This is a genomic window from Vibrio sp., from assembly GCF_048266485.1.
GTDB lineage: Bacteria > Pseudomonadota > Gammaproteobacteria > Enterobacterales > Vibrionaceae > Vibrio.
This window is the reverse complement of record NZ_JBLWZK010000001.1, coordinates 47,412-60,286: the sequence shown is the minus strand read 5'-3', so window position 1 is coordinate 60,286 and position 12,875 is coordinate 47,412. Positions and strand designations below refer to the sequence as shown.

Here is a 12,875-nt window from a genome sequence, read left to right as displayed (position 1 = left end):
TCGACTCATTCATTACTGACTTCCCATTATGAAAACACCATGTATTGCAGCTTGTAAAAATAACGCGGGGATCTGCTCTGGATGCCATCGCACCATGGGTGAAATTCTGCAATGGAGCAAAATGGATGATGAGGCCCACTCGCAAGTAATGGCCAAACTCAGTGGTGAAAAAAGCACGCATGCCTGCCCTGAATGTGGTGACAATACTTTTTGTGATATAGCTGCTGGGAAAGACATTTGCTGGTGTTTTGAAATAGAAGAGCGTGAAATAACTGAAAATTACGATGTCTGTTTATGCCGCCGTTGCATAGAAAAGAAACCTATCGTTTAACGCTCACCGCCTAAAACCTTGGTAATAAAAAGAAATAGGCAATAAAAAAGCAGCACCTTTCAGCACTGCTTTGATTCACTTAATTTTCAGGTCGGATTAATCCACTAGCAAACACGATACTGCGTGAACATCGGTGCCTTTAATCTGAGGTTTTTGTTCCGCACATTGCGCAGTGGCAATTGGACAACGGGTTCTAAACACACAGCCTGATGGTGGGCTGATAGGTGAAGGTAAATCCCCTTCCAACATTTGAATCACTTTGGCACGTTCTTTTTTAGGATCGGGAATCGGCACCGCTGACATCAAGGCTTTGGTGTATGGATGTTTTGGGTTAGCAAATAGTGCATCTGCCTCACCGAGTTCTACCGCATTACCTAAGTACATGACCAATACGCGATCTGAGATGTGTTTTACCACTGACAAATCGTGAGCAATAAACACTAAACTCAAGCCTAGTTCACGCTGTAGTTCTTTTAATAGATTCACTACCTGCGCCTGAATTGATACATCCAAGGCTGATACTGGCTCATCACAAATGATCATCTTAGGATTTAAAATCAACGCACGAGCAATACCAATACGCTGACATTGACCACCTGAAAACTCATGTGGGTAACGGTTAATCACGTTCGGTAACAAACCAACTTTATCCATCATGGCTTTTACTTTGGCTTTCACTTCTGCCTTCGATAGCTTTGGATAAAACGTCACTAGGGGCTCAGCAATAATATCACCAACGGTCATACGAGGATTAAGCGACGCCAACGGATCTTGGAAAATCATCTGAATTTCTTTGCGCTTCTCACGTTTTTGTACCGCTTGCATACGCGTTAAATCTTGGCCTAACCACAGCACTTCACCTTCGGTGGCTTCGACTAAGCCAATAATTGCGCGAGCAAAAGTTGATTTACCACAACCAGACTCGCCTACCACACCCAAAGTCTCGCCTTCATATAAGCGAACATTAACGCCATCAACTGCTTTTAATTTAGCTGGTTTTGACCATGGCCAAGCGGATTTCGAGGCAATATTAAAGTGAACTTTTAAGTCTTTGATATCCAGTAGTAAATTTTTATCCGTTAATGCTACTTTTTTAATTTTTGTTGTAGGTTCAACCGTACTTGGTTGTTCTGTTTTTACTTCATTTGTAATACTCATGACTTCCAAGTCTCCCATTCAGAAAAACAAGCACGGAAACGGTCTTCACCAAATGGTAGAAGTTGTGGTGCTTCTTGACGACAACGATCGGTAACGCGGTGACAACGTTCTTGATACGGACAGCCCGTTGGCAAACGTAGCAAATTCGGTGGGTTACCTGGAATGGTTGGCAATTCTTCGCCTTCAGTATCAAGACGAGGAATAGCACGTAGTAAGCCTTCGCTGTAAGGGTGGCTTGGTTTATAGAAAATTTCATCGACCGTACCGTATTCCATAGTACGTCCAGCATACATTACCAGTACTTTGTCACAAGAGCCGGCAACAACACCTAGGTCATGAGTGATCATAATAATCGCGGTGTTAAATTCGTCTTTTAGCTCATTCAACAAGTCCATGATTTGCGCTTGAACCGTTACATCTAGTGCGGTAGTCGGTTCATCGGCAATCAGGAGTTTCGGGCGGCAAAGCAATGCCATTGCAATCATCACACGCTGACGCATACCACCAGAGAACTCATGTGGGTACATATTAATACGCTTACGAGCTTCTGGAATTTTCACCGCTTCAAGCATACGTACCGATTCTTCAAACGCTTCGGTTTTTCCCATGCCTTTGTGCAACATTAATACTTCCATTAACTGATCGCTAACCTTCATATATGGGTTCAATGAGGTCATAGGATCTTGGAAAATCATCGCAATTTGTTCTGCGCGGATCTTATTAAGCTCTTGTTCTGGCAAGTTTAAAATTTCTTTGCCTTCAAATTTGGCACTACCGCTGATCACACCGTTTTTCGCTAACAAGCCCATGATGGCAAAGACGGTTTGGGATTTACCAGAACCAGACTCACCTACAATGCCAAGGGTTTCACCTTGCTTGATTGAAAAACTTAAATCGTTAACCGCAGTCACCATGCCGTCTTGGGTTTTAAACTCAACCCTTAAATCTTGTACATCTAATAAATTACTCATTATCTTTCCTTAAATTCTATTTGGCTTAGGCAGCAATTAACGGTCTTTTGGATCTAACGCATCGCGCAGACCATCGCCGACATAGTTAAAGCAGAACAGCGTGACTACCATGAACGCGGCAGGGAAACCTAATTGCCAAATAGCAATCTCCATGGTTTGTGCGCCTTCTTGCAGTAATGCCCCCCAGCTGGTCATTGGCTCTTGCACCCCTAGACCTAGGAAAGATAAGAAAGACTCGGTCAGAATCATACTTGGTACGAGCAGCGTTGAATAAACTGCAACAATACCCAGCACGTTTGGCACAATGTGACGAGTAATGATTTTCCAGTTGCTTACGCCACAAACGTGCGCGGCTTCGATGAATTCTTTATTACGTAGGCTAAGTGTTTGACCACGTACAATCCGCGCCATATCAAGCCAAGCAATCGCCCCTATCGCAACGAAGATTAAAATGATATTACGACCGAAGAAAGTCACCAGTACAATCACCAAGAACATGAAAGGTACGGCGTATAAGATTTCCAAAATACGCATCATAATACGGTCGATTTTACCGCCGATAAAGCCCGAAGCTGCACCGTATAAAGTTCCGATTAATACCGCAACAAATGCACCTAGAACTCCAACCATCAGAGAGATTCGACCGCCCATTAAGGTACGAACATATAAATCTCGGCCTAGGCTATCGGTGCCGAATAAATGTTCAGCAGAAGGCGCAGCTTGTAATGAATACCAATCGGTATCGTCATAAGCAAACTGGGCGAACATTGGTAGGAAAATCACAGATAATGTAATCAATGCCAAAATCACTAAGCTCACCATTGCAGCTTTGTTGCGCATAAAGCGAATACGAGCATCTTGCCAAAGGCTGCGACCTTCAATTTCTAAGTTCTCAGAGAACTTTTCGATCGCTTCTAAATTTTCTTTTTTAGTTAACATAGCGTCAGTCCCTGATTAGTAACGAATTTTCGGATCAATATAAGCCAGTAGTACGTCGACAATGGCATTGAAAAGAATGAAGAGGAAACCAATCAGAATGGTAATTCCCATTACTAGTGAGTAATCACGGTTGAAGGCGGCGTTAACGAACAATTTACCAATACCCGGTAAACCGAAAATAGTTTCGATAACCACAGAGCCGGTAATGATGCCGACAAACGCTGGCCCCATGTATGACACAACAGGAAGCAATGCAGGTTTTAATGCATGTTTGAAAATAATGTATCTATAGCTCAAACCTTTTGCGCGCGCCGTACGGATGAAATTACTATTCAAGGTTTCAATCATGCTGCCACGAGTAATACGGGCAAACGTCGCCACATAAAGCAGAGACATACCAACCATAGGCAAGAATAAATACTGGAAGCCACCGTCTTTCCAACCACCAGCTGGGAACCAACCTAGGTTAATCGAGAAGATATAAATCAAAACAGGTGCTAATACGAATGAGGGCATCACTACCCCGAGCATGGCAGTCGACATAATGGTGTAGTCTACCCAAGTATTTTGCCGAAGCGCCGCAATGGTTCCGACCCCTACCCCCATAATCACAGTAAACACGAAGGCAAAAAAGCCCACTTTGGCAGATACCGGCAAAGCAGCGTAAACCAGTTCATTTACCGTGTAATCTTGATACTTAAATGATGGACCAAAGTCACCTTGTAAAATATTGGTCAAATAAGTGGTGTATTGCACTAATACCGGCTGATCGAGCCCATATTTCGCATTGATATTGGCCATAACCTCTGGAGGTAATGGGCGTTCGCTCGAGAACGGATTACCTGGTGCAAAGCGCATCAAGAAGAAAGACACCGTGATCAATACCAACAAGGTCGGTATCGCTTCGATAAGCCTTTTAAGAATGAATTTAAACATAGTAAAACTTCCAGTTGTGACTAATAAATAGCTTGCCCATTATCAATGAGCATCCTTGTTATATTATTTTTATTATGTTTGTGGCACGACCATGAACTCATGATTTTTATCAAATAAAACAAAAAATTGAGCTCGACTTTGTGTCACAGGGTTTCTACTTAACCAATCGGTAAACGAATCATTGTGGAGTATTAAGGAAGGTAAGCATAGCTTTGATAAAAAAGAAGCAAAGTGATGAAGTTGAACTCGTTCACTTATCAAAATAGTCGTTGTGAAATCACTCACTAGCACGCTTATTTTGTTGCTATTTCTATTCAAATACATACTTCGACTCCTTGCCCCGTATGATGAGAAATCGCTTATTTTTTACTGCAAAAAGCCATTTTAAGCGCATTCCATACGCTTTGACTTTTGGCTCTATTTCTTCAGCTAAACATTATCAACATTCAACAGAATAATCTAATAATTAGCGACTAAATTCATAAATATTGTGATATTTATATTACGTTCCTTTAGAAATGACTAGTTACTTGTATAAATAAAACATAAATAACTTCTCATTTTTATACTCAATCCTTCAACCGTTCTTAAACATTATTGATAGTTTTAACACTTGGTAATAACCAAAAACAAAAATAGGTTCTGCATGTCTCCATACAGAACCTAATCTTTAGCAATAATTACTTAGCGATTTTATACAGATCTTTAGTATAAATTTTATCTTCCGCATTATTTTGTGGGAAGCCACCTACTAACGGTGAAACCAAACGAGCTTTCACGTATTGATAAATAGGGGCAATTGGCATATCACGAGCCAATAGTTTCTCTGCTTCCGCATATAAATCAGCACGCTCTTCGTCACTGGTCGAGTTAAGTGCTTTTTCCATTACCGCATCATACTCTTTGCTATGGTAACGAGGGTCATTCGAGCTGTTGTTAGACTGCATTAGAGACAAGAACGCAGAAGCTTCGTTATAGTCACCACACCAACCCGCACGAGTTACGTCAAAATTACCTTGGCGACGCGTATCAAGGTAAGTTTTCCACTCTTGGTTTTCTAAAGTCACATCAACCGCGCCAAGTGATTTTTTCCACATAGATGCAATCGCAACGGCATTTTTCTTATGGTTATCATCGGTGTTATAAAGCAGGTTAAATTTAAGAGGATTCGACTTATTATATCCAGCCTCTTCTAACAATTGCTTTGCTTTCTCATTACGTTCTTTTTGTGTCCATGTACCGTATTCCGGCATAGTTGGATGGAAACCGGCAGTAATTTCTGGTGTTAAGAAATAAGCCGGTTTTTGACCTTGGCCAAGCAAGATACGAGTCATCACATCACGGTCGATAGTATAAGAAAGAGCTTTACGCACACGTACATCATCAAACGGTGGCTTTTGGTTATTGAAACCATAGTAATAAGAACATAGGTTACCCACCACTTTAACATCTTCAGGATGCTCTTTTTGTAGACGTTTAAATTGCTCATTTGGCAACTCATCCGTCATATCAAGTTCACCAGCTAAGAAACGGTTCATTTCAGCATTTTGGCTTTCGATTGGTAGATAAGTCACTTTATTGATAACCGTACTGTCGTTATCCCAGTAATTCTTATTACGCACTAGCACCATGCGCTCATTCAGTACCCAGCTATCCAGGACATAAGCACCGTTACTTACAAAATGTTCAGGCTTCGTCCACTGATCGCCCCACTTCTCCAGTACTTTTTTATTCACTGGTTTAACCGTGGTATGCCCCATCATTTTCACAAAATAAGGCACTGCAGATTCAAGGCTTACTTCAAGCGTATTTGCATCAATGGCTTTCACGCCAAGAGTTGATTTATCAGCTTTACCAGAAATGATTTGCGCAGCATTTTTCATGGTAGTCATTTCTAAATACCATGCGTATGGCGATGCAGTTGCAGGATCAACAGCGCGTTGGAAAGTAAAGACAAAGTCATCAGCCGTGACAGGATCGCCATTTGACCATTTTGCATCTTTACGTAGGTGGAAGATAAAGGTTTTGTTGTCTTGAGTTTCCCAACTTTCAGCCACACCAGGAACAACGTTACCGTCTGCGTCTTGGTTAACTAAGCCTTCAAATAAATCACGAATCACATTGGATTCAGGCACGCCTTCGGTTTTCTGCGGATCGATAGAAGCAACTTCTGCACCGTTGCCTTTCACCAATTCTTGTTTTTCCGCTAATTTAACGCCTGCAGGTACCTGAGCAGCAGAAGCAGAAAGAGAAGCAGCACCGAAAGCAAGACCGGCACCAAGTAGGATCACTTGAGTGATTTTATTTTTACGCATATGGGTAAACTCCAATTTTTTATATTAATGCATCCGTGACATCTTTATATCGATTATAACTATCTAGCATTGGTCAATTAGTCGTCTTCACTAATTTTTAAAGTTTTGTTCGATTTTTACTCTAACCAGTACCGTTATATCGATATATAGAGCGGAGTAAGCTATCAATATTTTCTGGGATCCACCACAACAAAATAATAAAAACATAACATAGATTACACTTTTCCCTATTAACAGTATGTATATCCAAATGAAATCGATTGCATAGTTAAATTCACTCTGCCTATATGGATTTCAATCTTTTACTTCCTGTTTTACGTAGCTCAATTTTTATTACTTTCAAGCCTATTTTTGACAAGTTTTATCAAATAGAGACTTCAAAGAGAGTTTGCTTGAAAGATATTTCATAACACGAATTATTATTTGTATATCGATTCAAAATTGTCTTTTTGTTCTTTGTTGACCCACAGTATCTCATCAACACTGCGCCTGATGCACAACTGAAGTGCAGGTTTCACTTGAACTTTTTTAGGTGAACACATTAGGAAAGGACTAAAGAGAGAAATGACTATGAAACGTTTCAATCTCACAACCGTGAGTATTGCACTAGCATTAGGGTCTGCCTCAGTCATGGCTGCCCCGACAATGCCAAGTTTGGATATGTACGGCTCTAAAAACCTTAAGTTTTCTAAAATCGATCTCGCGATGGAAACAACTTCAGGTTACAACGACATGGTTCAATACCATGATAATGCCCAAATAGACATTATCTTTAATCAATATAGCGGTGAAAGAGGTGATACTTACAACATTTACTTTGATGGTGAAAAAGTCGCAACCGGCCCGATTAGCGGCAGTAAGACCACAGCATCATTTGAATATGCTCAAGGTGGTGTATTTCAAATGGAAATCGAAGCTTGTGATGCGACAAGTTGTACTAAAACGCAACCTACTGAGCTTTCCATTGCCGATACCGATGGTTCTCATTTAGATCCATTAACCATGAACATCGATCCAAATAACAAAACTTATAACACGGATCCAAATACGGTAGTCGGAACCTACTTTGTTGAATGGGGTATTTATGACCGCGGATATACCGTTGATAACCTTCCAGCCGATAATCTAACTCATATCCTATATGGGTTTATCCCAATCTGTGGACCAAATGAATCGCTTAAATCAGTAGGCGGTAACAGCTTTAATGCATTGCAAACCGCTTGTCAAGGCGTGCCAGATTACAACGTAGTTATCCATGACCCATGGGCAGCATACCAAAAGAGTTTCAAACAAGCAGGACATGAATACGATACCCCTATCAAAGGAAACTTTGGTATGATGATGGCTCTGAAACAACGTAATCCTGATCTTAAAATTATCCCATCTATCGGTGGCTGGACGCTTTCTGACCCATTTTTTTCCTTCACTGATAAGTCTAAACGCGACATCTTTGTAGCATCGGTTAAAGAGTTCCTAACAACTTGGAAATTCTTTGACGGTGTGGATATTGATTGGGAATTCCCAGGTGGCGGCGGTCAAGCAGCTGACCTAGGTGATCCTGTTAACGATGGTCCAGCTTATATTTCGTTAATGCGTGAATTACGCGCCATGTTAGATGAATTAGAAGTTCAAAATGGTAAAGAATACGAACTGACTTCAGCAATTGGTGTTGGTTACGATAAGTTAGAAGATGTCGATTATGCTGACGCGGCTCAGTACATGGATTACATCTTTGCCATGACTTATGACTTCTACGGTGGTTGGAATAATGTTCCTGGCCACCAAACTGCCCTTTACTGTGGTAGCTTCATGCGCCCTGGCCAATGTGATGGTACAGGTATTGATGCAGAAGGTGAACCATACAAAGGCCCTGCTTATACAACAGACAACGCAATCAATATTTTACTAGAGCAAGGTGTTCCAGCTAATAAACTGGTTGTAGGTGCAGCTATGTATGGTCGAGGCTGGGATGGTGTCATGCCTGAAAGCTTAACTGTAGCAGGTGATCCAATGACGGGTACAGGTAACGGAAAACTAACCGGCACGAAAGATCAAGGTGTCTGGGAAGCAGGTGTTATTGACTATAAAGGTGTGAAGAGCACTATGATTGGCCCAAATGGTGAAGGCATCAATGGCTTTGAGGCTGGCTATGATGAACAAGCTGAAGCCGCATGGGTTTGGAACCGTTCTGATGGTAAGTTAGTGACTTATGATAGCCCTCGCTCTGTTATCGCTAAAGGTGAATATGTTCGCAGCTTAGGCTTAGCAGGTCTATTCTCTTGGGAAATAGATGCCGATAACGGTGACATCCTTAATGCGATGCACGAAGGGTTAACGGGTGAGCCTACTAACTATGCACCAACCGCAAGCGCAGGTGTCGATCAAACGGTTGTCGGTCCTGCTACAGTAACATTAGATGGTTCTGCTTCTAATGATCGCAATGGCAGCATTGCATCATATCAATGGACGCAAACTTCTGGTCCATCCGTTACTCTTCAAAACTCAAGCTCTGCAACTGCTAGCTTTGATATTGCTGAAGTAACCGAAGTCCAAACTTTAGGCTTCTCTTTAACGGTCACCGATAATGAAGGGGCAACTGATAGTGACAATGTGGTCATTACTATTAACCCTATTAATCTAGAACCAACAAATACTGCACCAGTTGCTAACTTAAGCGCTCCTACTCAAGTTAATGCTGGCGATACCGTAACGGTCGATGCTTCAGGTTCAACTGATGCGGAAGGTGATGCTCTAACTTACACTTGGACTCTACCATCAGGCGTAACAGGTTCAGGTTCAAGCATTAACTTTGTTGCCGATGAATATGAGCAAGATACAACGCTTAACTTCACGGTAATCGTAAGTGATGGTGAGTTGACGAACGAAGCTTCAGCTTCTGTAGTTGTACTGAAAAAATCAGGTACTATCGATACCTGTGACAACGCATGGGATGCTACAAACGTTTATACTGGTGGAGACCAAGTCACTCAAGATGGAACCTTATATGAAGCCAAATGGTGGACTCAAGGACAAGACCCATCTCAATCTGGCGAATGGGGCGTGTGGAAAAACTTGGGCGCAGCCAACTGTGATTAAGTTTTCAAAATTCAAATTAACTAAAACCCAGATTAATTAAAACTCAAAGGCTTACTCATTTTTATGAGTAAGCCTTTCATTTAGACGTATGTAGTCAAGTTACTTCAAGGTACAAGTTTCAGCCCTCCAAATACACCCAACCTTTTTACAAAACCAAATCTTGACGTGAACCAGTTAACAAAAGCTCAATCAAATTTCACATTTTCTTAGCATAATCATCTGCCTGACCATACAATCTTCGGCAAATTTTCTGGCATATCAATTACACGCCAAATAATCACCAACAAGAGTGACACCATGCCCAGAAAACCTGTTTTACTAATCCAGTACTCATAAAAGGTAACCACATGAATGCTCAAGCCCATCAACAAGAATGGCAACAAGCTCAAACCATTGCTGAGAACTTACTACCTAAAATTGCTCAGCTCTATCGACAAAAAGGCGTAGAACTTCTCATGTTTGGTAAGACATTAATTAATGCCAGTACCATCGACATGATCAAACTGACTCACCTCGCTCATCGCTACACTCACCAGTCACTTAATCTACAACAAATTGAACCTCTGATTGAACAGCTTTGCGATATGCCTCTTTCCCCTTGTTATATTGATATTGGCAAACTCAGCCAACAATATAAGCGCCATGAATCCGGCAGTATAGGTCATTTCTTAGTTTCAGAACTGAGAGAGGCGCTAAATGGCCAAACCGTTACCGATCCTAAAGATGTAGTTCTATATGGTTTTGGTCGAATCGGACGTTTATTGACGCGACTTTTGATTGAAAAAAGCGGCCCAGGTTACCCGCTTCGTTTACGCGCAGTGGTTGTACGTGGAGGTAAAGGTGGTGATTTAGAAAAACGTGCCAACTTGCTACGCCGGGATTCGGTGCATGGACAATTTAATGGCAGCATCATTATTGACAAGGAAAATAGTGCGTTAATTGTTAATGGCAACTACATCCAGTTTATCTATGCTAATTCTCCACAAGAAGTGGATTACAAACAGTATGGAATTAAAGAAGCATTAGTTGTAGATAACACGGGAGTATGGCGTGATGCGCAAGGGCTTAGTCAGCACTTAGAATGTCCAGGCAGCTCAAAAGTATTATTAACTGCGCCCGGTAAAGGTGAAATCAAAAACATTGTCTTTGGTGTCAATCATCAAGATATAGAAGCTTGCGATAGCATCGTATCTGCCGCCAGCTGTACTACCAATGCAATAACGCCAGTACTAAAAGCGGTCAATGATCGTTATGGTATTTTATCTGGTCACATCGAAACTGTGCATTCATATACCAATGATCAAAATTTAATTGATAACTTCCATAAAGGCGAACGCCGTGGCCGCAGTGCGTCATTGAATATGGTGTTAACCTCAACTGGAGCGGCTAAAGCTGTCGCCAAAGCACTACCTCAATTACAGGGGAAACTCACAGGTAATGCGATCCGAGTTCCAACGCCAAATGTATCAATGGCAGTGGCTAATTTGAATCTAGAAAAAAACACAAACAAAGAAGAGTTGAACCACTACTTACAACAAATGGCGTATCGCTCTGAGTTATCACCACAAATTGACTATACACAATCCACGGAAATTGTTTCGACGGATTTAGTTGGTTCACGTTATCCAGGAGTGGTTGATGGTGCTGCAACCATCGCGCAAGATAATCGCTGTGTTTTATATATATGGTATGACAATGAGTTTGGTTATAGCTGCCAAGTGGTTCATTGCATGGAACACATGATGGGCGTTCGTTTCCAAACTTACCCTAAATTAACGTCATTAGAAGTCTAAACTAAGTCGTTCACAAACACATAGTTCAAAACAAATAAAAGCTTCTGAGCAAATATGTTCAGAAGCTTTTATATTATAAAGTATCAATTTTAATCTACTTCCAGCGATCCGCCGCTTTGGCATCTGAATCACGAGAATCTACCCAGCGAACTTCTTCGGTTGTTCGTTCTTTCTTCCAAAATGGTGCTTGAGTTTTTAAGTAGTCCATCACAAATTCACAACCTTCAAACGCCGCATTACGATGCGCACTTGAAACACCAACGAATACAATTTGATCACCCAAGTCTAAATCGCCAACACGATGGATCACACGAATATTCAAAAGTGGCCAACGTGATTTTGCTTGTTCACATATCTGAACTAAAGAACGCTCAGTCATTCCTGGATAATGTTCTAAGCTCAATCCGGTGACTGAATCTCCAAGGTTCATATCTCGCACTTTACCAACAAAGGTTACTATCGCGCCCGCATCAGTACCTTGTGAAAGTTGCTGATACTCAGCACCAACATCAAAATCTTCAAACTGTACGCTAACCATTTCTGCCGAAGACATATTAGCCTCCTGTTACTGGTGGGAAAAAGGCAATCTCATCACCAGATTTAAGCACGGTATCCATTTTCACCATATCTTGGTTAACCGCCACCAGCAATTTACCAGATTGTAGCGCTTGCGCCCATTGTGCACCTTTGTTGCATAACTGCTGACGTAACGACTCTGCTGTAACCTGATCGGCCTCCACTGTCACTGAATCAACACCAATTAGCTCACGAGTTTGAGCGAAAAATAAAACCTTAATCATTGTTCAACCTTCCCAAGATTATTCATTAGCCACGAAACGACCAGACTTACCGCCAGTTTTTTCAAGTAAACGAACTTGACCAATCACCATATCTTTTTGCACTGCTTTACACATATCGTAAATGGTCAACGCCGCCACTGAAGCTGCGGTTAGCGCTTCCATTTCAACGCCCGTTTTACCAGCTAGTTTACATACAGATTCAATGCGAACTTGATTGGTTTCCGGCTTAGCTTCTAACTGAACTTCTACTTTTGAAAGCAGTAAAGGATGACAAAGTGGAATTAAGTCCCATGTTTTCTTGGCCGCTTGAATGCCTGCAATACGTGCCGTAGCAAATACATCACCTTTATGATGCGAACCCGATACAATAAGGTCTAATGTTTCTTTAGACATGGTGATCCAAGCTTCAGCCCGCGCTTCACGTACCGTTTCTTGTTTAGCAGATACATCAACCATGTTGGCTTCGCCAGAGGCGTTAATATGAGTAAATTGAGACATGGATATCATTCCTTATTAGAAATTTTTAAACGGAAAGA

General features: G+C 41.5%; 11 protein-coding genes. 3 read left to right on the top strand and 8 right to left on the bottom strand.

What is annotated here, in order from left to right; genetic code table 11:
- The first annotated feature begins 28 nt into the window (after positions 1-28).
- Positions 29-331: a cysteine-rich CWC family protein gene (locus ACN0T8_RS00275; protein WP_417878698.1), complete on the top strand. Its 303-nt coding sequence runs from the start codon at positions 29-31 to the stop codon at positions 329-331.
- A gap of 96 nt (positions 332-427) precedes the next feature.
- Here ACN0T8_RS00275 and oppF read toward each other — a convergent pair whose 3' ends face one another.
- The 5 genes from oppF to ACN0T8_RS00250 form a co-directional block, all read right to left on the bottom strand.
- On the bottom strand, positions 428-1,489 hold the full coding sequence (gene oppF, locus ACN0T8_RS00270) for a murein tripeptide/oligopeptide ABC transporter ATP binding protein OppF (RefSeq protein WP_417878697.1): 1,062 nt from the start codon (positions 1,487-1,489) through the stop codon (positions 428-430).
- Positions 1,486-2,460 (bottom strand): ABC transporter ATP-binding protein, encoded by a 975-nt coding sequence (locus ACN0T8_RS00265; protein ID WP_417878696.1) that lies wholly within the window; start codon positions 2,458-2,460, stop codon positions 1,486-1,488. The genes oppF and ACN0T8_RS00265 overlap by 4 nt, the downstream gene beginning before the upstream one ends.
- A gap of 36 nt (positions 2,461-2,496) precedes the next feature.
- Entirely contained in the window at positions 2,497-3,399 is a 903-nt protein-coding gene (oppC, locus tag ACN0T8_RS00260) for an oligopeptide ABC transporter permease OppC (RefSeq protein WP_417878695.1), read from the bottom strand.
- 15 nt (positions 3,400-3,414) lie between these two features.
- Positions 3,415-4,335, bottom strand: coding sequence for an oligopeptide ABC transporter permease OppB (gene oppB / locus ACN0T8_RS00255; RefSeq protein WP_417878694.1), 921 nt, complete (start codon positions 4,333-4,335; stop codon positions 3,415-3,417).
- A gap of 680 nt (positions 4,336-5,015) precedes the next feature.
- The gene (locus ACN0T8_RS00250; protein WP_417878693.1) at positions 5,016-6,650 is read right to left on the bottom strand and encodes an ABC transporter substrate-binding protein; all 1,635 of its coding nucleotides are present in this window, start codon (positions 6,648-6,650) and stop codon (positions 5,016-5,018) included.
- A 570-nt stretch (positions 6,651-7,220) separates the two neighbouring features.
- Here ACN0T8_RS00250 and ACN0T8_RS00245 point away from each other — a divergent pair.
- Both ACN0T8_RS00245 and ACN0T8_RS00240 read left to right on the top strand, forming a co-directional pair.
- The gene (locus ACN0T8_RS00245) at positions 7,221-9,746 is read left to right on the top strand and encodes a glycosyl hydrolase family 18 protein (protein ID WP_417878692.1); all 2,526 of its coding nucleotides are present in this window, start codon (positions 7,221-7,223) and stop codon (positions 9,744-9,746) included.
- Between the two features lie 347 nt (positions 9,747-10,093).
- Complete coding sequence (locus tag ACN0T8_RS00240) at positions 10,094-11,539, top strand: glyceraldehyde-3-phosphate dehydrogenase (RefSeq protein WP_417878691.1); 1,446 nt, start codon at positions 10,094-10,096, stop codon at positions 11,537-11,539.
- A 94-nt stretch (positions 11,540-11,633) separates the two neighbouring features.
- Here the strand turns inward: ACN0T8_RS00240 and moaE are convergent, their stop codons facing one another.
- From moaE to moaC, 3 genes are read right to left on the bottom strand one after another with little or no spacing between them, the layout of a single operon-like run.
- Entirely contained in the window at positions 11,634-12,092 is a 459-nt protein-coding gene (moaE, locus tag ACN0T8_RS00235; protein ID WP_417878690.1) for a molybdopterin synthase catalytic subunit MoaE, read from the bottom strand.
- Position 12,093: 1 nt separating this feature from the next.
- Entirely contained in the window at positions 12,094-12,339 is a 246-nt protein-coding gene (gene moaD / locus ACN0T8_RS00230; protein ID WP_417878689.1) for a molybdopterin synthase sulfur carrier subunit, read from the bottom strand.
- Positions 12,340-12,357: 18 nt separating this feature from the next.
- Positions 12,358-12,837, bottom strand: a complete 480-nt coding sequence (gene moaC, locus ACN0T8_RS00225; protein ID WP_417878688.1) for a cyclic pyranopterin monophosphate synthase MoaC — start codon at positions 12,835-12,837, stop codon at positions 12,358-12,360.
- Between the last annotated feature and the right edge of the window lie 38 nt (positions 12,838-12,875).